14 protein-coding genes are annotated in these 21,805 nt (G+C 55.3%); 9 read left to right on the top strand and 5 right to left on the bottom strand.

Annotation, left to right across the window (positions count from 1 at the left end; genetic code table 11):
* Positions 1 to 1,671: a flagellar hook protein FlgE gene (locus Q3Y58_RS11235; RefSeq protein ID WP_319622285.1), complete on the bottom strand. Its 1,671-nt coding sequence runs from the start codon at positions 1,669 to 1,671 to the stop codon at positions 1 to 3.
* A 305-nt stretch (positions 1,672 to 1,976) separates the two neighbouring features.
* Here Q3Y58_RS11235 and Q3Y58_RS11230 point away from each other — a divergent pair, with 305 nt between their 5' ends.
* Positions 1,977 to 2,816, top strand: coding sequence for an AAA family ATPase (locus Q3Y58_RS11230; protein WP_274218586.1), 840 nt, complete (start codon positions 1,977 to 1,979; stop codon positions 2,814 to 2,816).
* A gap of 6 nt (positions 2,817 to 2,822) precedes the next feature.
* A complete protein-coding gene (locus Q3Y58_RS11225; RefSeq protein ID WP_319622284.1) occupies positions 2,823 to 3,410 on the top strand; it encodes a hypothetical protein in 588 nt (195 codons plus the stop codon).
* Here Q3Y58_RS11225 and Q3Y58_RS11220 read toward each other — a convergent pair.
* Complete coding sequence (locus tag Q3Y58_RS11220) at positions 3,407 to 4,711, bottom strand: NAD(P)/FAD-dependent oxidoreductase (protein WP_319622283.1); 1,305 nt, start codon at positions 4,709 to 4,711, stop codon at positions 3,407 to 3,409. The two genes, Q3Y58_RS11225 and Q3Y58_RS11220, sit on opposite strands and share 4 nt — an antisense overlap.
* Before the next feature lie 285 nt (positions 4,712 to 4,996).
* On the opposite strand from Q3Y58_RS11220, the gene Q3Y58_RS11215 reads away from it, so the two are divergent.
* The 5 genes from Q3Y58_RS11215 to Q3Y58_RS11195 all read left to right on the top strand — a co-directional run bounded on the left by Q3Y58_RS11215 (position 4,997) and on the right by Q3Y58_RS11195 (position 11,089).
* Positions 4,997 to 5,524, top strand: coding sequence for a SixA phosphatase family protein (locus Q3Y58_RS11215; RefSeq protein WP_274218583.1), 528 nt, complete (start codon positions 4,997 to 4,999; stop codon positions 5,522 to 5,524).
* A gap of 60 nt (positions 5,525 to 5,584) precedes the next feature.
* A complete protein-coding gene (locus Q3Y58_RS11210; RefSeq protein ID WP_413697809.1) occupies positions 5,585 to 7,069 on the top strand; it encodes a YcjX family GTP-binding protein in 1,485 nt (494 codons plus the stop codon).
* Positions 7,066 to 8,121 (top strand): YcjF family protein, encoded by a 1,056-nt coding sequence (locus Q3Y58_RS11205; RefSeq protein ID WP_319622281.1) that lies wholly within the window; start codon positions 7,066 to 7,068, stop codon positions 8,119 to 8,121. Before Q3Y58_RS11210 ends, Q3Y58_RS11205 begins: the two co-directional genes overlap by 4 nt.
* A gap of 84 nt (positions 8,122 to 8,205) precedes the next feature.
* Positions 8,206 to 9,381, top strand: coding sequence for a vWA domain-containing protein (locus Q3Y58_RS11200; protein WP_319622280.1), 1,176 nt, complete (start codon positions 8,206 to 8,208; stop codon positions 9,379 to 9,381).
* Between the two features lie 121 nt (positions 9,382 to 9,502).
* Positions 9,503 to 11,089, top strand: a complete 1,587-nt coding sequence (locus Q3Y58_RS11195) for a DUF3011 domain-containing protein (protein ID WP_319622279.1) — start codon at positions 9,503 to 9,505, stop codon at positions 11,087 to 11,089.
* On the opposite strand, the gene Q3Y58_RS11190 is transcribed toward Q3Y58_RS11195, so the two are convergent.
* Positions 11,090 to 11,875, bottom strand: a complete 786-nt coding sequence (locus Q3Y58_RS11190) for an AraC family transcriptional regulator (protein ID WP_319622278.1) — start codon at positions 11,873 to 11,875, stop codon at positions 11,090 to 11,092.
* Between the two features lie 101 nt (positions 11,876 to 11,976).
* Here Q3Y58_RS11190 and Q3Y58_RS11185 point away from each other — a divergent pair, with 101 nt between their 5' ends.
* Positions 11,977 to 13,200 (top strand): MFS transporter, encoded by a 1,224-nt coding sequence (locus Q3Y58_RS11185; RefSeq protein WP_274218577.1) that lies wholly within the window; start codon positions 11,977 to 11,979, stop codon positions 13,198 to 13,200.
* 66 nt (positions 13,201 to 13,266) lie between these two features.
* Here the strand turns inward: Q3Y58_RS11185 and Q3Y58_RS11180 are convergent, their stop codons facing one another.
* Both Q3Y58_RS11180 and Q3Y58_RS11175 read right to left on the bottom strand, forming a co-directional pair.
* The gene (locus Q3Y58_RS11180; protein WP_274218576.1) at positions 13,267 to 13,587 is read right to left on the bottom strand and encodes a 2Fe-2S iron-sulfur cluster-binding protein; all 321 of its coding nucleotides are present in this window, start codon (positions 13,585 to 13,587) and stop codon (positions 13,267 to 13,269) included.
* Between the two features lie 133 nt (positions 13,588 to 13,720).
* Positions 13,721 to 14,044: an Hpt domain-containing protein gene (locus Q3Y58_RS11175; protein WP_319622277.1), complete on the bottom strand. Its 324-nt coding sequence runs from the start codon at positions 14,042 to 14,044 to the stop codon at positions 13,721 to 13,723.
* Between the two features lie 874 nt (positions 14,045 to 14,918).
* Here Q3Y58_RS11175 and Q3Y58_RS11170 point away from each other — a divergent pair.
* Positions 14,919 to 21,620, top strand: coding sequence for an apolipoprotein A-IV repeat region-like domain-containing protein (locus Q3Y58_RS11170; protein ID WP_319622276.1), 6,702 nt, complete (start codon positions 14,919 to 14,921; stop codon positions 21,618 to 21,620).
* Positions 21,621 to 21,805: the final 185 nt, after the last annotated feature.

Raw genomic sequence — 21,805 nt, 5'->3', positions numbered from 1 at the left:
TTAACGCACGATATTTAGAACGGCGTCAAGCATTGTGTTCGCTGTAGACAACACTCGAGAGTTAGCCGAATAAGCCTGCTGAGTGATGATCAACTTAGAGAATTCCTTAGCAATATCGGCGTTTGATGCCTCCAAAGCCTTTGCACGAATTGTCCCGCCATTTCTGAAGTCCGGCTCACCTGACGTCGGTGTTGCCGCAAATGCAGAGCCATCGATTCGCTGCAATTCCTGCTCAGCAGCGAAAGTTGCAATCGGCACGCGGTAAAGATCTTGGGACTTACTGTTGGAGTAATTGCCCGTGATCATACCGTCTGAGTTGATGGAGATGCCGACGAGTTCACCAGATGCATAACCATCCTGTTCAATGTCAACACTCGTCGCAAAACCTACCGTGTCATCATACTGAGTGAGGTTGTTTGTGCCGAAGTCCAGAATGATGTCGCCTGCTGACACGCCATTCACGTTGAGATCGGGAATGGTCATGTTGCCGTCAGCTGGAGAAACCATGCGGCCGGCGGCATCAAATGCCACATTGCCGATCTTGGACCAGGCGGTGTCATCACCTGTTGCACTTGGCGCAGAGTTATAGAACAGCGACCAGTTGTCTTCGCTATCCAGCGACCAGCGCATCTCAACGTTAATTGGCGTACCGTTGGTGTCGTACACGGTCACGGAGCCGCCAGAAATGGTGCTATCGATGAATGTGCTGTTATTCTTCGCAGCCACCTGAGTGGTATCTACCGGACCGCCGCCCACATTCGAGGTCGGGGTCTCAGAGATCGGCGTACCACCAAGCGGGTCACCCGTATTCTCGCCAATGGTCAAAGGAACACTGGTTGAGATCGTCAACTGCCCGGTGGCATCAATGTCTGCGGAGACACCGTTATACTGGTTCAGGTTATCAAGGAAGTCCTTGATGGTGGTGGTGGCATCAATGGTGAAGGTGCTGCTTGAGCCATCAACCGTAATGTCAAAAACGTCGTTCAGATCGAACGCAGCCACATCGACGAGATTGTCGTCAACGGAAAGCACATCACCGGTACCGTTTACGAGAGAAATAGAAGTATCGGTCTCTGTGGTCGCAAACACAGATGGATCAACAAACTTTGAGGACGGCACATCTGGATTGTAACGCTCAGTGGACGGCGTTGATGGGAGGTTGGCCTGATAGTCGATCTGCTCAGAAGGCTGCGCCGGCATTGGCTGATCAGAAATCCGTATGGGCTCGAACTTGTCTGCCACTGCGCCAGTAGTGGTATTTACCGGATAGCCTTGCAAATAATACCCTGAAGCATTGACGAGGTAACGGTCCTCATCCAGCTCAAAGTCTCCTGCGCGGGTGTACTTATAGCTAGGGCTCAAATTGGTGAGACCGTCAGCATCCGTCACCACGAAGTACCCACTGCCGTTGATGGCCATGTAGGTTTCCACGTCATAACTGCTCACGTCCCCTTGCTGAGTATTTGTAGCCCTAGAGGTCGCATAAACGGTGCCTGCAACCTGATCGGCCTGACGTGAACCGGTGCTGGAAACAAGATCACTAAAGCTCGTGTCTAGGCGCTTGTAGCCCGTGGTCGAGGAGTTCGCCACGTTACCAGAGATATTCTCCAACGCTTGCGACTGGGCATCAAGGCCCGTCGTAGCGGAGTTAATTGCTCCATAAATACTCATTTCATTCCCATTTCTCTTCGCGTCACCGCGCAATCCGATGCCAAGACTTGAGCAAATAGGATGCCAAACACCGATAATTAAAATCCTCTTTATTTTCAGCGCATTATCTATGATTAACAAAGAGTTAAGCCACAAATTAACCCTGCGCCCGGCAAAAAAGCCCTGAGGTGCGGCAAGTTTTGCCCACTCTTTGAAACATAGCTCCAATGGCGAAGCTGGAAGGGATTGCCCATGATGTTGGGAGAGATTAGTCTTCCGTGCGAATTCGGGCAGAGCTTGTGCTCAGTGAGTGAAAAGGATTGTTCATGCGGTTTAACGGCACCTCAAACTATGTCGCCACAGAAGACCTACGCGTAGCGGTCAATGCAGCGATTGCGCTTGAACGCCCTCTCTTGGTCAAAGGCGAACCGGGGACCGGAAAAACTGTTCTGGCCCGCGAAATCGCTCAAAGCCTTGGAACTCCGCTGCTGGAATGGCACGTGAAGTCCACCACCAAAGCGCAGCAGGGCCTTTACGAATACGACGCAGTTTCCCGCCTTCGAGACAGTCAGCTTGGCGATGAACGGGTGAAAGACATCCGAAACTACATCAAGAAAGGCAAACTGTGGCAGGCATTTGAGATGGATGCACGCCCGGTTCTGCTGATTGACGAGGTCGACAAGGCCGATATCGAGTTTCCAAACGATCTGCTTCAGGAGCTCGATCGGATGGAGTTCAACGTGTATGAAACCGGCGAAACCGTTACCGCAAAGCAGCGCCCAATTGTGATTATTACCTCGAACAACGAGAAAGATCTGCCGGACGCCTTCCTGCGTCGCTGCTTCTTCCATTTCATCAAGTTTCCAGATGCCGAAACCATGGCTGAGATCGTTGATGTGCACTTCGGCAAGATCAAAGATCGGCTTTTGAAAGAAGCACTAAGCACCTTTTACAATATGCGCGAGCTGCCGGGTCTGAAGAAGAAACCATCAACCTCCGAGCTGTTGGACTGGATCAAACTGCTGCTCAACGAAGACATCGATGCGGAAACGCTTCACGAAGCGGATCAACGTAAAATCATCCCTCCGCTCCATGGGGCGCTGCTGAAGAACGAGCAGGACGTGCATCTCTTCGAGCGTCTCGCATTTCTGAACAGAGGCAAGTGACGCCCCATGCATTCGGGTTTGAAAGCTTGTATTGGAGCCGCCCTCGTATTTGGCGCGGCCCTCAGCCATTTGGACAAGGCAAATGCTGCCGACCCAAGTGCTGAGGCCCTGCTCTACCGGCCAAGCACCGTACTCTCTGGCTGGAAACAGCAACTTGATGGCCTCCGGCACTACTCAGGCCTCGAGTGCCCTGACACCGTTGGCGGGCTCCATCGCAGCGGTGTAACACCAGATATCGCTGATACCGGACCAGGCTGCAAATACTTGGGGGAGCAAGGAGTTGAGGCGGTTTTTCGCCAGCACAGGCCCTACCGTCTGGTGGACATTCAACGGACGTTTCTGGACGAATACGAAGGCAGCGGCTTCACTCTTGTAGACGGGCCGGAAAACAGCCTGACGTTCCAGACCGACTTGGAAGGTGCTGAAGCGACCATGGAAAGCCTCTGGGCATTTCAGGGCGAAGAGAGTGGTTACACACTCTGGTTTGCAGCTGATCGCAACTTCCTTGCCGAAGCAGATCGCACACTTAGGGCCTTCCAGAGGCTGGCCCACAATATTGAACAGAAGCGAGCTTCAAGCGCCGCGGCACGCTAACCTGCCCGCCCCGACCGAGCTTCCTCAAACCGATCCAACGCCTGCAAGCGGATGTATTCCGCCTGCACTGCCAGACGGCCAATGGAACCGCCCGCCCAAACCGGCCCAAACGCATTGAAAAGCCGCCAGGTATCATCCCCCTCGGCAATACCTTTGGCAACAACTTCGCCGCCCATGGCCGTTGTGCTGAGCCCATGGCCGCCGAACGCGGTCACCGCCCAAAGGCCCGGCTTCAGCTCGCCAATCAATGGCATTTTGGTCCGCGAGTATCCCATGAGGCCGGACCAGGCAAAGTCCACGCGAAAGTCTCCAAGCTGCGGATAGATCTGCAAGATCTGAGCTTTAAGCAACTCTGCCAGTCGCTTAGGTTCAGAGCGTCGGGTCGTTATGCGCCCACCCCACAGCAGCCGCTCTCCCCCCTCGACCGTACGGTAGTAGTCTCCGGCACGGCGTGTATCCGCAACACAGCCGCCAAAATCGACAGCACCTCGCAACCGCTCACCCAGAACTTCACTGGCGATCACATAGGTCGCGACCGGCTGCATGGTCCGATCCACCGGGTAGTAAGTCTGGTTCAAGACACCATACGCGCTGGTCGCTAGCACCACATGCTCGCAACTTACACAGCCATGCGCAGTATTGATGCGCCAACTAGCGCCGTTTCGCTTCAAGGAAAGGACGCGCGTCTCTTCATGGACGATCCCACCAAGGCGCAGGAATTTCTCAAGCAATATCTCCGCGTAGGCAAGAGGGTCCATGTGGAACGGTTCCGGGTTATGAAGGCCATGAAAATAACGGTCAGTTTTCAGTTTGCTCTTGAGCTGATCCGTCTCCCAAAAGTCCAGATCAACCCCATAATGCGTTGCCATCTTCTCCTGACGCCTTTTGAGCGCATCCGCACCTTTGTGCCGCTGCACCTTCAACCACCCGTGACCCTCGATCAGGGTAGCCGCTCCCTCTCCCTCAAGTGTGCGGCGCACATAAGAGACGCCTTCCTGAGACAGCTTGTAGAGCTTTTTGGCATCCTCAAGGCCGACTGCGGCTTCGATTGCATCCATTCCCTCGGCGAAACCGGCAGAAACAAAACCTCCATTTCTACCAGAAGCGCCCCATCCAATCCTCTCAGCTTCAAGCAGGACGACTGAGCGGCCGCGTTTCAGAAGTTCAATACCAGCCGTCAGGCCCGCAAAACCTCCTCCTACGATGCCGATCTGGCTGTGAAACCCACCCACCAACTCTGGATGAATTCTCCGATCACCCAACTGGGCTGAATAGAAGGAACCAATGTGTTCTGAATGCACAATAAACACCGGAAATATATGATGAATTCAACTGAACTGTTCGTGCCACATTTGCTTCAGGGAAACAAGAAAAATCCATGAGGAAATCTCGTGTAACTGCTTTTGACAATGTCGGTTGGGCGGACGCACTCCCCGAAAATTGATTGAACATTGCTATTTGAAAATATGCAGGCGGCCTATACGATAAAATCCAAGAAAATCAGAGACTTATGTTGCATTGCAGCATAAACGTAACCCAAAAACCAAAAAGAACCGCATTGCACAATTTGAGTGGGAGGAACGAAAATGGTGCGCTTACTGCTTCTGCGGCATGCAAAATCAGATTGGTCCAACATCAGTCTTGCGGATCACGATCGTCCGCTTAACGATCGCGGCTGGCAGGCTGGGGAGATGATTGGCAGGCACATTGCTAAAAACGCCCTGTTCCCCCAGTTGGTGCTATGCTCAACGGCGCTGCGCACCCGGCAAACGCTAAGTTGTCTGCTCCAACACATGAATTGTGAAATGCGCATACAAATCATGCGCGATCTTTATGAGACAAGTGAAGCCGATTACGTCGATCTACTGACGGCTATGGGTGGCTCGGCAACGACCGTCATGATCATCGGTCACAACAACGCCATTCAGGATACGGCTTTAGAGCTGATTGGCAGCGGCGACATAGACCTTCGCCAGCAGCTTGAGGCCAAGTACCCAACCGGGGCCCTTGCCGTGATTGACTTTGACGCACCGCGGTGGTCCTCCATCATGCCACGGACCGGGGAACTTCAGGCGTTCTTCCGCCCAAGATATCTGGAAGTTGTCTCTTCCTAGACGTTGCATTGGACAATCCCACAGGTCTATGCGATTGCATTTCTCCGGGGACCACCCCACATGGTTCTCCGGAGATCTAATTTGAGCACATTCAACTCATTCCTAAGTGATACCCGCTCGGCGCTCGAAAGCTTGGCAGACAGCGCGGGAGATATGGTAACACCCAGTGTTCGACTGGGCGTGACAGGGCTGTCGCGCGCGGGCAAGACAGTTTTCATCTCAGCGCTGGTTCACAACCTGATCAAGGGCGGCCGCCTGCCGTTGTTTCCAGCCGCAGCAGATGGAAGGATCGGACGCGCCTACCTGCAACCTCAGCCAGACGATGCGGTACCGCGGTTTGACTACGAAACCCATGTGCGGACGCTGATTGAAAAGCGCCTCTGGCCCGACAGCACCTATCAGGTGTCAGAACTCCGGCTGACAATTGAGTACGAGTCCGCTTGCTACCTGCAGCGCAAGCTTGGGCGGGGAAAGCTGCATCTGGATATCGTAGACTACCCCGGCGAATGGCTGCTCGATCTTCCCCTCTTGAACCAGAGCTACCGTGAGTTCAGCGCAGCCGCCCTTGAGCGTGCGCGCAAACACCCCAAGCTCGCGGGCCCGTTCCTTGATGTTCTCGCCACCATTGATCCAGAGAATGCTGAGGAAACAGCAGAACAGCAAGCAAGCAGCCTGTCAGAAGCCTTCAAGGTATACCTAGCCAATTGCCGGGAGGAAGAAAACGCCCTTTCCATGTTGCCGCCTGGGCGCTTCCTCATGCCTGGCGATATGGCGGGCTCCCCTGCTCTGACCTTCGCCCCGCTAGACCTTTCCGGCAATGGATCAAAGCCACGGCCCGGCACGCTTCACGCCATGATGGAGCGGCGCTACGATTCATACAAGAAGCATGTCATCAAGCCGTTCTTCGAAAACCACTTTGCCAAGCTCGATCGGCAGATCGTTCTGGTTGACACCCTGCAGGCAATCAATGCCGGTTCTGACGCGGTCGAGGACTTGAACAAGGCCCTTAGCCAAATTCTGGGCGCGTTCAAACCGGGCAAGGCAAGCTGGCTGTTTTCTATCCTCTCTCGCCGCATTGACAAGATCCTGTTTGCCGCAACCAAAGCCGACCATCTGCACAGTGATGACCATGACCGCCTTCAGGGGCTACTCAGGAAGCTCGTGGAAGATGCCATTAACCGCGCTGAATTTGCCGGTGCAGATGTCGATGTGTTGGCTTTGGCTTCCGTTCGAGCCACCCGCCAGGCCAGTGTCAACCACGACGGCGAGACCATACCGGCCTTGCTGGGCACACCGCTTCCCGGCGAGTTTATTGAGGAAACCCGCTTTGATGGTGAAGAAGAAGCGGCCGTCTTCCCCGGCGACCTGCCAGACAATCCGGAAGACCTGCTTGAGGAAGGAGCGGCCGAGACCGAGGCAGGTCTGCGCTTCATTCGGTTCCGCCCTCCCAAGCTGGAAAAAACGGCGGAAGGCATCACTCTGTCGCTGCCTCACATTCGGCTAGATCGCGCCCTTGAATTCCTCCTTGGAGACAAATTGGCATGAGCATGGATCCCCAGGACACGAGAAAAGGCCGCCGACGCGCACCAACCGCATTCAAGCTGAACGCAGAGAATGTACGGCTGGAAGATGCAATTGTTGAGGAACCGCTCCGTCACGAAGCCATGATCGTGCCGGATCAAGATGACACCTTCGACGACCGCCAAGCAATAGCGCCAGAACCGAAACCGCCCAAATCCCGCTGGGGACGCGTTTTGACCATTGGTGCAGGTGGCCTGCTTTCCTTGGGCATCGGCCTTGCGATCGACAGCCTGATCCGCGATCTGTTTGCGCGCTATGAATGGCTTGGCTGGACCGGCGTAGCACTCTTGGTACTCGCAAGTCTGGGCCTTGTGGGCTTCATCATTAAAGAATGGCGCGGCCTCAGCCGCCTCTCTCAAATCGACCACCTTCAAGACAAGCTCAAAGCCGCTGCTGAGAACAACAATGCCAAGGCCGCGACAAGTGCGCTGAATGAGCTCATGTCGCTCTACGCCGACCGACCCGAGACCGCACACGGCCGAAAGACCTTGCAAGGCCACATGCAAGAGATCATCGACGGCCGCGATCTGGTTAAGCTGGCGGAAAGAGACCTGCTTGCGCCTCTTGATGCCCGCGCTACCAAGATTGTCATGGAGAGCGCGAAACGCGTTTCTGTCGTTACAGCCATCAGCCCTCGGGCCATCATTGATATTGGCATCGTGTTCTACGAAAACCTGCGCGTTGTCTCTCGCATATCCCGTCTTTATGGCGGACGCCCCGGGGTTCTGGGGTTCATGCGGCTAACCCGCCATGTTGCAACTCATCTGGCTGTCACAGGAGGCATGGCCGCAGGCGACCATTTTGTAGAACAGTTTATCGGTCAGGGCTTGGCTGCCCGTCTTTCTGCGCGTTTGGGCGAAGGGGTTGTGAACGGCTACCTCACTTCGCGTATCGGCGTTGCGGCCATTCAGACCTGCCGACCCAGTCCCTTCATTGCAACGAAAGGCCCGGCGCTGACCGACTTCATCTCGGAGATCATGCGCAGCTCAGAGAAAGCAAAACCCGACATGAAATAGCCACGGCCCAAAAGACTTCTTCTTTCGGTCAACCTGCTCAAACCAGCGTGGACACCGCCCGCGCTGACGATTAAGCTTCTGCCCATGTTTATCGAGTTTTTTCAGGATCTGAAGGCAGCAGGCCTGCCAGTCTCACTGCGCGAATATCTGACGCTCATGGAAGCGCTGGATGCGGATCTCGCTGAGCGCCGGGTGGAAGATTTCTATTATCTGGCCCGCGCAACGCTGGTGAAGGACGAGGCGAACCTCGACAAGTTTGATCAGGTGTTCTCGCATCGCTTCAAAGGTCTCGACCTGATGAGCGACACGCCCATCACTGACCTGCCAGAAGAGTGGCTAAGGAAACTGACTGAAAAGCACCTCACCGAAGAGGAAAAGGCGATGATCGAGGCCATGGGCGGCTTTGAAAAGCTCATGGAAACCTTGAAACAACGTCTGGCGGAACAAAAGGATCGCCACCAAGGCGGTAACAAGTGGATCGGCACGGGGGGCACATCGCCCTTTGGCGCCTACGGATACAACCCCGAAGGCATTCGGATCGGGCAGGATGAAAGCCGACACCGGCGCGCCGTCAAGGTTTGGGACCGGCGCGAGTTCAAGGATCTCGATGACAGCGTGGAACTTGGCACCCGCAACATCAAGGTGGCGCTGAAACGTCTGCGGAAGTTTGCCCGCCAAGGGGCTGCTGAAGAACTGGATCTGGACAACACCATCCGCTCGACAGCACACAAAGGCATCCTTGACATTCAGATGCGCCCAGAACGGCGTAACGCTGTGAAGGTGCTCCTGTTTTTCGATATCGGCGGCTCGATGGACGACCACATCAAGGTCTGCGAGGAGCTTTTCTCCGCCGCCCGCACCGAGTTCAAGGTGATGGAGTACTTTTACTTCCACAACTGCCTCTATGAGTTTGTCTGGAAGAACAACTCACGGCGCCAAACCGAACGCATTCCAACGATGGATATTCTTCACAAGTACCCAAGCGACTATAAGGTTATTTTCGTTGGCGACGCCTCCATGGGCCCCTATGAGATCACCTATGCTGGTGGATCGGTGGAACACTGGAATGAGGAAGCTGGCGCGGTGTGGATGTCTCGTGTGACAGACCTCTATCAGAAAGCGGTATGGCTCAACCCCGTGCCCCAGCACCATTGGAAATACACCAACTCAATCACGCTTCTTCGGCAGTTGATGTCAGATCGCATGTACCCGCTCACGCTGGAAGGCTTGGAAAACGCAATGAAAGAGCTCGCGCGTTAATCCACCAACTTGCACCCCCAACGCGAATGTGTTCAGCCACAGTTCATCTCGCTTCACTATAAAGGAGGCGATTTAAACGGGCATACCGCACAATGTGCGGCAACGGATCGGGGGATCACGTATGCAAGCGTCAAACAAGCGCGGCTTTGTCAAATGTGTGCTTTTGAGCGTATTCGCTTTCTCAGCAAGTCTAGCAGGTACAACAACCAGCCAAGCACAAAATGCGCTGCTGGATCAGGCATTGGTTCCAGCGCTCATTTTCAATGAATGCTTGGAGGAAACCGGCGGCCCAGTCAATTCGAAGCGCTTTACCGACTGCTTGACGCGTAAGGTGATTGGCGACCAGTCCACTTCCCCAACCGGCGACCCGACCCACCGCCCCTCTACAGCAACTGTTCGCGAACAATTTCGCGAAGTTGACCAGCGCGATCTGCTTACGTGTGAATCCGTTGACGGCAGAAAGCGGCTTTGCAAGCTGCATCCAACGCGCCGTCATCATGTTGCACTTGTTCGCCAGATCAGCGGCAGTCCCTGCCGTGCTGGAGCAACATGGGGTGTTGAAGCCAAAGGCGTATGGGTCGATCGCGGCTGCCGTGCCTTGTTCTATGTAGGCCGCCAACCAAGCAACTCGCCAAGCTATGAGCGTTGGTCAGACCATGCTGGCGACACTGGGCTCTTGCAACCTTTGCCAGACCGCGCGCCCGATGCAGTAGACGGCTGGAAGCGGTGTGCTCTTGAGTACCAAGTCTGCAAGGTGCCCTACCCAACACTGGTCCGCTTCGGTGCGGGCAACAAGTTCAATCAGCGACAGGTAAACTCAGAAATTGCCTGTACGGTGCGGCAGTTCGACAATCCAAATCCCAACCGTCAAAAGGCATGCTACTATTTGCCAAAGCGTGAGGATACCACATCAATTCCAGCTCCCAACCGCGCCCGTGTGGCCTCCGGCCCAGTGCGGCAGGCGCGCCTCGCGTGTGAGAGGCAAGCGTTCAACGTATTGTCCGCCACCCAAGGCATCAAGACCCAACGACAGGTCGCACTGGGCGTGGGCTCCTTTACTCAGGCAGAGCTGAACAAAGAACCAGTTCTCAAGCTGCAAGAAGGCCGCTTGAGCGGTCGCGGCCTCTATCAGAAGGGCGCGAACTGGACACCTTTTACATTTACCTGCCTGTTGGGCGCGGATGGACAGACAGCCTTCAATTTCGACTATCAAGACAAGCGCAAGCAGTCAGTTCCTGCTCAGAGCTTGCCATTTATAGGCCAGTTCTCCAGCGAACCTGCGGCCCTTCGCAGTAATGATGGCCGCATGGAATGGCGCGTTGAGGAAAACAACAACCGGGCCTGGTTGGTTCATGGCGTAGCGGAAACAGACACTCGCGACTTCATGGCCATATGCAAAAAGGGGTCTGGGAAGGCACGCATCATCTTTGACGCTGCACCTGTTGGCCTGCAGGCCAAGGAAAAAGCCCTTATCACTGTGGCCACCAAAACACGTGCTGAAGACTACTCGGCAGCAGGCAACAAGGGAAACAATGAAGCAGGTCAGCCTCTGCCGCGCCTGGTGTTCAAGACAAGCGACCCGCTATGGCAGCAGTTGATCCGCGACAATGTCTTTTCCGTCAACGTTGCTGGTGCGCATGCCTACAATGTGAGCCTGCGCGGCAGTTCTGCCAAGGTACGTCAATTCCTGCGGGTGTGTGGTAGCTGATCAGGCGACCTCACCATTGAGATACTGGCCGGGGGTAACCGTGAAGGCTTTCTTGAACGCCGCGATAAACGCACTGGTTCCCTCGTAACCCAGCTCAAACGAAACATCGCTCACGGAAGCTCCATCTGAAAGGAGCTCCACAGCCTTCAGCAGGCGGGCCTGCCGACACCAACGTCCAAAGCTCATGCCCGTCTGCGCTTTGAAGCGGCGCTCAAATGTGCGAGGCGAGAGAAAACACAGGCCCGCCGCCTCCTGAAGCACAGGCATCTCCTTGGGATTGCTTGAAATGCGCTCGCATAGAGACCGAAGCCGCTCGGCTTTCGGCAGCGGCAGCGCAAGCGGGGCGACAGGCTGAGCGCCGATCTGATCCACCAATACACGCGCGATGCGCCCTACGGGGCTATCTTCCTCATAATCACGCGGTGTGCTCATGAGAGCCATGATGAGCTGCTTGAACAACGGCGTGACCGAGATGACCGCCGTTCGATCCGGCAACTTAGTACACAGGTCTTCGCGTATGTACAACGTTCTGAACTCAGCCAACTTGGTGTTGGTCGTGCGATGAAAGATCCGAGGCGGCACCCAAACAGCCCGGTCCGGTGGCACGAAGAAACTGCGGTCCTCCAGATGCACCAATAACGAGCCTGAAAAGATATGTAACAGCTGCCCACGGTCATGATTGTGCATGGGTCGTGACATGGATGGCAGCATGTCTGCCGCATAAGCGATAACGGGGCTGCCGCTTTCCTCTTCCGGCTCTTCGAATATCTCTCGATGTACTTCCATCAACACCTTGGCGAACTCTCAACACTATTTGTCATAATTGCGCTAACGCACCGCTTCAGCAAGTAGGTTATAGCTAGTATCCCAGTTCTGAGAGAGATTTGATGTTTAAAGACCTGCATGACCCGAAGTTTGGCTGGCGTTCGCCGGTGATCCTCTTGATGATCATGGCCGCCGCCATGCAATTAGCCTTCGCCTCCTGGTGGAACCTGATGAACAACTTTGCGGTAAATGTCATTGGCTTTACCGGCAAGGAAATTGGAATCCAGCAGTCCATTCGCGAGATACCAGGCTTTCTGTCTTTCACCGCCGTGTTTGCACTGTTTTTGTTTCGCGAACAAACCTTCGCCATTCTCGCGCTGATAACCCTTGGCGTCGGTGTGGCAATTACAGGCTTCTTCCCAAGCGTTCTTGGCTTCTACATCACGACGCTGATCATGTCCTTTGGCTTTCACTACTATGAGACCATGCAGCAATCGCTATCTCTGCAGTGGCTTCCCAAGGACAAGGCACCAGCGCTCATGGGCCAAATCATAGGGGTCGCCGCTGCCGCACAGCTTGCCGCCTACGGCTTGATCCTTCTGACGTGGAACTCATTCAACCTGTCATTCACCTTTGTGTTCGGCCTCGCAGGCATCACAACCATCGTCATTGCTGCCGGTGCCTACATGATCTTCCCGCGCATTGAAATTGGCGTGATGCAGCACAAGAAACTCATTCTGCGCAAACGCTATTGGCTTTACTACGCCCTCACGTTCATGGGCGGCGCTCGGCGACAGATTTTTACGGTGTTCGCTGGCTTCCTGATGGTGGAACGCTTTGGCTACGATGTACATGAAGTCGCCAGCCTGTTTCTCGTAAATGGCCTCATCAATGTGTTTTTGGCCCCCAAGATCGGCGCACTGATCGGCCGCTTCGGCGAACGAAATGCCCTCACCTTTGAGTATGTCGGCCTGATCGGCGTCTTCATCACGTATGCCTTCGTTACGAATGCATATGTGGCCGGGGCGCTCTACATCCTCGATCACGCGTTCTTTGCAGTGGCTATCGCCATGCGCACCTACTTTCAGAAGATCGCAGATCCTGCTGATATTGCGCCAACTGCAGGCGTGGCGTTTACCATCAACCACATCGCTGCGGTCTTCATTCCCGTGGTCTTTGGTGCGATCTGGCTTTACTCACCTGCGGCCGTGTTCCTGGCAGGTGCTGGAATGGCATTCGTCAGCCTCGTTCTGGCAAGGCTGGTGCCGAACAATCCTGAGCCCGGCAATGAGTTGATCTGGGGCGCTGCCGATAAATCAATTGCAAACGCCTCCGCCGCCGAATAGCCACCAACGAAAAAGGCCGGTCATGGAACCGGCCTTTCGAATTAGAAGCTTCATCGAGTGTGGGAACTAGCCCTGATTTTCCGGGATATGAACCACAAGCCCATCCAGCTCATCGGAGACCCGGATCTGACAGGACAGGCGTGAGGTATCTCGAACATCCTGCGCAAAGTCCAGCATGTCTTCTTCCATCGGCTCTGGAGAACCGGTCTTGTCATTCCACTCCGGATCCACGTAGACATGGCAGGTCGCACAAGCACAGGCACCGCCGCACTCCGCATCAATCCCAGGAACCATGTTCTTGATCGCTACTTCCATAACAGTGGCGCCAGAAGCGGCTTCCACCTCTTGTTTTTCGCCCGATGCGCTAACAAAGGTAATTTTTGGCATATGATTTTAAACTTTCGAGGCCAGACTCAATTCGCGTCATTTTCTTTCAGATACAGGCTCGCCCTCATTTCTTCAAGAACAAGTCCGGCCTTAAAAGGGATTATTGAGCGCAGAAACAGGCCATAAGGTCCGCTTAACTCGCAGCCTTGCCTTCAATTATCTCACAGACAACACGGATCTCGGCGAACAAATCGTCCAGCCTGATCGTTTCACCTGCCCGGCACCGCATTTCTTCTTCCTCAACGAAATCTGCCAGATCATTGGCACCAATGCCGCGAGAAGACCCCTTCAGCGTATGCAGGATGGTAACTGCCTCGTCAGACTCGTTAACTACTCTCAATTGTTCAATGAAGTCCCGTGCCTGATCGCAGAACATCGTGAGCACCTGCTTTTGCAAGCTGGCGTCCCCAAATGTCACCCGATCCAGGTGGCTCCAATCCATTTTTTGAACCGTCAATGTCATGCCTCTTAAAATAATGGGCGGCGCCCCCAACAAGGTGAACGCGTCCGCTGAAGTGATTCTTTTTTATGATCAAATTGTGGCCATGGAAGCCAGAGGGAAGCTTACCGCTAACGTCAACACACAGGAATATCGCTCCCCCTGAATCCAGTACCCCAAAAAAAATTTATGGTTAACAAAAGATTTCTGTGAAGTTCTAAGTTTTATCTGTTTATGATTTTGGGAAAGCCAACTGGATTGCGGCTGCGTATTTTTACGTAGTAAAAGGTTAACAGCGTTTTTGTTTTTACAACCTGACACTGTAACCTTGTTCATCGAAATGAGGATATGACCGTTAGCTACCACCCGAACCTTCGGGCTGTAAAAACAAGAGTCTGCCAATGCTCTAGCGAGCTCTGGATGCGACGCCCGAGCGCTACCTTAACGGGAGATTGGATGACCTCCTGATGACACTTCGCATAGCGCATCAGCTTCGCGCTTTAACTATTTGACTCAACGGAGCCTTAGCCGTTCGCTGCCCTAAAAATTAAGAGAAGGTTTCCAAAGGGGAAAGCGCTAAGCTAGGCGAGCAGAAACCGGCAAGCCAACTTATGCCATCGGATCCACAACGGCCCCTAAGATCTGTTGTACGCAGGGTTTGTTTGTGCCATTAGGTTTAAGACTGCGCAAGGTGGGGGAACTGTATCTTCCGTTCCGTTAAAGTTAACGGACTTAGGGCCGGAAGAAGTTCTTTAGAAATAGTTTGAACAGACTCTGGGAGACCGGGGTAGTAGTGCGGGCTTTATCCTTGCGCACATGGCTGCTGCGTGAAGAGGCGAAACATTCACGCAGAAGGTCACAAAGTAAAGAGTACGGACGCGAGGCAACGAACATGGCGAACACACCGAAGGCGAAAGCTCCGTCGGAAGTGGCACTGTCAGCGGTTGAAGAAGCGCTCTCAATGGACTTTGGAAGTCCTGAGGACACTGATGCAATCTTTGAAGATGAAGCGAAGGGCGCGGCGGAACAGCCCGAAACAGCTTTGTCTGGCGGCAGTGCAGCTGCAGCAGCAACGGCTCCTGAAAAGAAGCTGACTGATGCAGACAATAAAGAAGGCTCAGAAAAGCCGTCCCGACGCAGAGGCCGCGGCGGTGGCCGACCTCCCGCAGCAAGCAATGATGACAGGCAGTCAATCGGCAGCCTGATGTTTGCGCTTCAGCGCAAGCCTTCTGCTGCACCATTCTGGTTCGCTTTTGCCGTCTCTGTTGTGTGGGCCAGCCTTGGCCTCGCCATGAGCTGGTCAGCCTTCGAGGAAGAGATTGCTGAACTGGGCTCATTTGCAGCCTTTGCCGAAAGCCCTGCCCTCATCTTGTCCGTGATTGCAATCATCGTTCCGATTGCGTTCTTCTGGATCATGGCACTCATGTTCTGGCGCGCGCAGGAAATGCGCAACGTGGCGCATGGCATGACAGAGGTCGCCCTGCGACTGGCTGAGCCGGAAGATGTGGCCAAGGAAAGCATCCTCAACGTGGGTCAAGCCATCCGCCGCGAAGTTGCGGCCATGGGAGATGGCATCGAGCGCGCAATTGCGCGTGCGAGCGAGCTCGAAGTCATGATCCATACGGAAGTGTCTACGCTCGAGCAGTCTTATAATGACAACGAGCTCAAGATCCGCCGTCTGGTTGATGAGCTGGTCAGCCAGCGGCAAGCGATTCAGGCTAACGCTGAGCTTGTTCGCGAGACCATTTCCGGCACTCACGAAAATCTGTCGACGCAGCTGCAGTCCACATCAGAGGATTTCGCCGCCTCTGTTGATCGCGCAAGGGAACGCCTCACCGGTGCGCTTGATGCAACGCTCGAACAAATGGCTTCGAAGATTGAAACCCGCGTCAATGAAGTCACTGATAACTTTACCAATGCTGGCAGCGATCTCGTCCAGTCGCTGACAACCCGCAGCGATGACTATGTTGACCGCCTGACAACCACCGGCACTGATCTGGTGGATACACTCAGCAAGACCGGTACCGATCTGGCCGAGACGCTGGAACTGCGCGGCACCGAAATCAACGAGACCTTCTCCGGTACAGCAAACAGCTTTGTTGAGAACCTCACCGTTCGCGGTGATGAGCTTAACGCACGTCTTGCTGACACCTCTGAAACCCTTCTCGGTGCCCTCAGCGCACGCTCTGAAGAGATCAACCAGTCTCTGTCCGGCATTGGCACGGAAATTCTGGAAGGCCTCAGCGCACGTGGCTCCGAAATTGGCGACGTTCTGGCCGAAAAGGGCGATGCTCTGAACAGCACACTGGCAACTGCCGGTGCAGACCTGTCTCAGACCATTACCGATCAGACCGCTATCATGAACGCGTCTATCGCAGAACAGGGCAACCAGCTGACACAGTCCTTGGCAAATACCGTCAACGACGTGACTGAGCGCTTCACTGGCGCCGGCTACCAGCTCAACGAAACCCTGTTTACCACCGCTTCTCAGGTTACCGAGAACTTCAATGCAGCCAACGAAGAGCTCAACGCAACGCTCAACAATGGCCTCAAGGAGTTCCAGGAGAGTGTGGCAAGCACCAGTGGCGAGCTGGCTCAGACCTTGGTCACCACGACCTCCAGTGTCACCGAGCAGATCAGCTCGGCCAATATCCAGCTCAACACCACTCTGGAGAACGGCACCCACAACCTCACGGAAAGCCTGTCTTCTGCAAGCAGCCTGTTGACCGACAGCATCTACTCCACCGTGGAGCAGGTGACCGATCGCTTTGGCTCGGCCAGCGAACAGCTGAACAGCACACTGGAAAACACCACTCAGTCTCTCAACGACAACCTGACCACCGCGACCGGCCAGTTGACAGAAACTCTATTCGGCACGGTTTCTCAGGTTACGGAGCAGTTTGGTTCCGCAAACGAGCAGCTCAATGCAACGCTCGAAGCAACAACCCAGTCTCTCAACGACAACATGTCTGCCGTTGGTGGTCAGCTCACCGATACGCTCTACAGCGCTGTATCTCAGGTGACAGACCAGTTCACTTCTGCAAATACGCAGCTTAACGAAACGCTTGAGTACACTATCTCTGGTGTAACTGAGCAGTTCGTTGACGCCAGCCAGAAGATGAGCGCAGAAATGCTGGCCCGTGGCGAGGAGATCAACGCGAACCTGTCTCTGACGAGCGGTCGCCTGATCGATACTATCACCACCCGTACAGACGATCTGATGGGCACCATCGGCGAGCGCGTCACTACTCTGGACGAAGCGCTGCGCAATACCGGTGAACAGGCCGCAGAGGGCATCGCAACCCGAGGGCAGGAAATCAATAGTGCCATTGCCGTTCAGTGCTCTGACTTTATTGAAACCCTCTCCGCACGCTCTTCGGAAGTCTCCGAAATTCTTCGTGGCACCGGTGAATCCATCGTGGTTGATCTGTCCCTTCGCGGCGGCGAAATTGCTGCTCGTCTGGACGAAACAGCAAACACTCTGGGTGAAACCATCACCGTGGGCGGCACTGAGCTTGCAGAACGCCTGAGCACCATCAGTGGCCAGATCCATGAAAGCATCACGATAAATGGTGCTGAACTGGATGAACGCCTTTCGACGCGCGGGCGTGAGGTTGTCGAAATCATCGACACCCACACCAACAGCTTCCGCGTGGCAATGGAAGAAGCGGGTACACAGATTACAGGTGCCCTTGGTCAGCGCACCGAAGAACTGGCGCTCAAGCTGGCAGATACCGGCACCGAACTTGCGCGCCTCATTGGCTCTCGCGGGGAACGCGTCACCACCGAGCTCTCCGAGATCGGCGACCGCATTACCCAAACTCTGGATGTACGAGGTCGCGCACTCAATGACGGCCTGTCCTCTCGCTTGGTCGAGCTGGAGCAGGTAGTCACGGAACAGGGTTCTGACCTCGTTCAAGCACTTGACCTGCGCAGCCAGAACATCAGCCACGCCTTCGACACGCGTATCCAGCATCTGGATACCACACTGGCGGATCGGACAACGTCCTTCGAGCAGGCCTTCGACAGCCGCGCAGATGCGCTCTCCGAAGCCATCGAAAGTCGTACAACCAATCTGGCGTCTGCCGTTGAAAGTGGCACCGAACTCCTCTCCAACACTCTGGAAGAGAAGAGCCAGTCCATCTCCAAGATCCTAGAGGACCGTACGGACATCATCGCCGTCAACCTCACTGAGCGTGTTGAGCAGGTGGGCGAGTCCCTCACTCAGCGTGCTGAGAAGATCGGCGAGATCCTGGCAGAACGTTCCAGTGTAATCGAAAACACCATTACCGACAGCCTGGCCTCCTTCGACGTGAAGGTGGGCGACAAGGTGGACGCCGCTGCGACCGTCATCTCTGAACGCGCAGATCACCTGGCAACCACCATGTCCACCGGCACAGAGCGCATTGACCATGCTCTGGACGCCCGCGCTCGTCAGATCTCCGACACACTCGTTGCCCGTACCCGTGAAATCGCTTCTGCATTCGCAGACGGTCAGAGTGAAATGACAGCGGCTCTGGATGGGCGTCTTGAAGAAGCTGGCAACGTTCTCAGCCGCCAGTCCAAGGAACTCACCGATACGCTGTCCGAACGTGTGGCAGAGATCAACGTTTCACTTGGCTCAAAGGTCTTTGAAGTCGCGGAAACACTGGACTCCCGTGCAAACGCGCTGGAAACCATCCTCAACGAGCGCCTGGAATCCATCTCTTCCGCTCTGACTGGCGAAAGCGAGAAGGCAGCAAGCGCCCTCACCTCCGCCATGACCGAAGCGACAAGCACTCTGGGCGAGGAAAGCAGTCGCGTTCGCGAAATCATCCTCGACGTGGTTGGTCAAGCGGCCTCTCGTCTGGCAGACGAGCGCATGCGTACCGAAGAGAGCGTCACCGAAAGTGTGGCCAAGCTCAGCGGCACGCTCTCGGGTGAAGCCGAGCGTCTCAACGAGATCGTCGTGGATACGGTTGCCGCTGCACGCAACAGCTTGCAGAGCGAAGGTGAACTGGCCGCCAAGGCTGTTACCGAAGCAATGGCAACTGTCAGCGGCAGCTTGACCGGCGAAAGCGACAAGGTTCGTGAAGCGGTACTTACGACCGTTACACAGGCCGCACGCGCTCTGGCCGTGGAAAGCGAGAACGCACGTGCGCTTTATGCAGCATCTCTTGCAGAGATGTCCGGCAAGCTCACAGGCGAAAGCGACAAGGTCCGTGAGGAACTTGAAGAAACAATCGGCAGCCTGTCCAGCAAGCTCGCGATTGAAAGCGCCAACGCCAAGTCTCGCCTCAACTCAGCCATCGAAGATGTGCGCTCTCTCCTTTCCGGTGAGACCGAAGAGGTTCGGGCACGCGTCACCGCAGTCATCGAAGAGGCAGCTGGCATGCTGTCATCCCGTGGCAATGCCGTGGCTGACGAGCTGCTTTCCAAGGCAGGCATACTCAACGAAGCCTTTGGCGAGAAATCTGCTGAGTTCGCTCAGCTCATTGACAAAGATGGCGGCCACCTCATCTCCGCTATTGAAACCAAGGCAGCAGACCTCACAGGCCGCGTGGAAGAAGTTCAGCGCGCAATTCTTGAGGCTGTTACAGTCAAGGGCCGTGAAGTCAGCGATCACTTTGCACGCAACGGTCTGGAAGCGACCCGCTCGCTGGTGGAAGCAGGCGACAAGATCGTCACTGCCATCGACGAACGCAGTTCTGCGGCAACCTCGCGTCTTGAAGGTGCAAACGAGCGTCTGCAGAGCGACATGACCGCCCTGCTCGACACCGTTACCACCAAGGGCATGGAGACCACTGAAGCGTTTGCCCGCACTGGCCTTGATGCAACTCGCGTTCTCTCTGATGCAGGTGAGAAAATCATCACCAGCATCGACGAGCGCAGCAACGTTGCAGCAGCCCGTCTGGAAAACACCAACCAGCGTATGCAAGGCGACATCAACGCCCTTCTGGACACAGTCTCCAGCAAGACCCTCGAAGCAGCTGAAACCTTCACCCGTCAGGGTGAGGTTGCAAGCCGTAGCCTGATGGAAGCGGTCGACAGCATTGGTAACACCGTTGAAGAGCGCAGCAACCGTGCAATGACCATCATTCAGGGCACGAAGGATCGTTTGGAAACCGACATCACAGACATCCTGAACCGCCTGAATACATCCAACGGCATGCTGCGTGACGTTCTGGCAACTGCGGGAGACAATCTCGCAGAAGTCGAGAACAATCTGGCCCGCCGAGCTGGTGAGTTCCGCAGCGCAATTGACCGCGCTGTATCTGAGACAGAAGCAGCCAACAGCACGATTGAAAGCCAGGTAGCTCTTCTCAAGGAAACCACCGCAACAGTTCTGGGTGATGCCGCAAACGTGGCCAACCGCATGGAACATCAGAGCCGTGCACTGGCAGCGACTGTCCAGAATCTGGAAGAAACCAACACCCATACGGACCAGCGCATCAACGAGCGTCGTTTCGCCATCGAGACACTTTCCGACACCATCGTGAAGAAGACCGATGCCATCGAAGCTCTCATGAACAGCTACACAGCAACTCTTGGCGACACGCTTGAGGTTGCTGACGACAAGGCCCGCGAAGTCGCTGCAATGCTAAAAGCAGCTGCTGAAGCGGCAACCAAGTCGGTCACAGAGCAGTTCGAAAGCATGCGCATGACCGCAGGCATGGAAGGCCAGAAGGCACGCGATGCCGTTCGCATGGCTCAGGATGAGATCATGAGCGAAATGCAGCGTACGGTGACTGAAGCTTCCGAGCGCTTCTCCGAGGCAACAACACGGATGCGCGAAACAGCACGTGATGTTCATCGCGAACTGGAAGCAACCCGCAATGAGCTGAACGCAGGTGTACTGGCGCTGCCAGACGAAGCTGAGGCTTCAACCGCCGCGCTGCGCAAGGTGGTCAACGAGCAAGTGAAGGCTCTTGGTGAACTCTCACAGATTGTTTCCAAGCACTCCTCACAGTTCGATGTCTCCGCGCCAGTCATGGCGGCAGCCGGCCAAAGCGCGGCCCCAGTAGCTCACCAGGCCGAGCCTGCACGCCCAGCCCTCGCTGATGTCGCAAGCCCGGCACCACGGCCGCAGGCGCCCAAGCGCCCTGCACCGGCCACCCCTCCCCCAGCGCCGAGCCGTGGCCCGGCAGCCAATCTTGGCAACGCTGGCAAGGGATGGGTAAGTGACCTGCTGCGCCGTGCCTCAAGCGACGATGCCCTGCCTGCAAACGCCCCGCACTCGGGCGCAGGCAATCAGGGCCGCACGCCTCAGCACATGGTTGAATCCTTGAACTCTCTGAGCATGGATATCGCCCGTGCAGTGGACCACGAGACGTTTGTGGACCTTTGGGAGCGTTACAAGCGCGGCGAACGGGATGTGTTCACCCGTCGCCTCTACACGCTGCAAGGACAGCAGACTTTTGATGAAATCCGTCAGAAGTACGGGCGCGATCCTGAGTTCCGCTCCGCAGTTGAACGCTACATTCAGGACTTCGAGCAGCTGCTGACACAGGTGTCTCGTAATGATCCAGACAACACCATGGGGCAGACCTATCTGACTTCCGACACCGGAAAGGTCTACACAATGTTGGCCCATGCGAGTGGCCGCTTCGAATAAGCCGCCCGCACTAACACCCATCAAAAAGGCCTCTGGAGCTTCTCCAGAGGCCTTTTTTCATTCGAGGCCCTATGTGGCCCAGTCAGCGAGCTTCAGCACGCCTGCAGTACCTCACAGCGCATATGGGGAATAAACACATAGGCAAACAAAAAGGGCGCGCCACCAGCAGCACGCCCCAAACAATG

Source organism: Nesiotobacter zosterae (assembly GCF_033843645.1).
GTDB classification, from domain to species: Bacteria; Pseudomonadota; Alphaproteobacteria; order Rhizobiales; family Stappiaceae; genus Pseudovibrio; species Pseudovibrio zosterae.
The sequence above is the reverse complement of the archived record's forward strand: the minus strand, read 5'-3'. Positions and strand labels throughout refer to the sequence as shown.

Bases quoted from the DNA above. Each gene is read 5' to 3' on its own strand.
- Q3Y58_RS11235 (WP_319622285.1), bottom strand. From the start codon at position 1,671: ATGAGTATTTATGGAGCAATTAACTCCGCTACGACGGGCCTTGATGCC.
- Q3Y58_RS11230 (WP_274218586.1), top strand. From the start codon at position 1,977: ATGCGGTTTAACGGCACCTCAAACTATGTCGCCACAGAAGACCTACGC.
- Q3Y58_RS11225 (WP_319622284.1), top strand. From the start codon at position 2,823: ATGCATTCGGGTTTGAAAGCTTGTATTGGAGCCGCCCTCGTATTTGGC.
- Q3Y58_RS11215 (WP_274218583.1), top strand. From the start codon at position 4,997: ATGGTGCGCTTACTGCTTCTGCGGCATGCAAAATCAGATTGGTCCAAC.
- Q3Y58_RS11210 (WP_413697809.1), top strand. From the start codon at position 5,585: ATGGTTCTCCGGAGATCTAATTTGAGCACATTCAACTCATTCCTAAGT.
- Q3Y58_RS11205 (WP_319622281.1), top strand. From the start codon at position 7,066: ATGAGCATGGATCCCCAGGACACGAGAAAAGGCCGCCGACGCGCACCA.
- Q3Y58_RS11200 (WP_319622280.1), top strand. From the start codon at position 8,206: ATGTTTATCGAGTTTTTTCAGGATCTGAAGGCAGCAGGCCTGCCAGTC.
- Q3Y58_RS11195 (WP_319622279.1), top strand. From the start codon at position 9,503: ATGCAAGCGTCAAACAAGCGCGGCTTTGTCAAATGTGTGCTTTTGAGC.
- Q3Y58_RS11190 (WP_319622278.1), bottom strand. From the start codon at position 11,875: ATGGAAGTACATCGAGAGATATTCGAAGAGCCGGAAGAGGAAAGCGGC.
- Q3Y58_RS11185 (WP_274218577.1), top strand. From the start codon at position 11,977: ATGTTTAAAGACCTGCATGACCCGAAGTTTGGCTGGCGTTCGCCGGTG.
- Q3Y58_RS11180 (WP_274218576.1), bottom strand. From the start codon at position 13,587: ATGCCAAAAATTACCTTTGTTAGCGCATCGGGCGAAAAACAAGAGGTG.
- Q3Y58_RS11170 (WP_319622276.1), top strand. From the start codon at position 14,919: ATGGCGAACACACCGAAGGCGAAAGCTCCGTCGGAAGTGGCACTGTCA.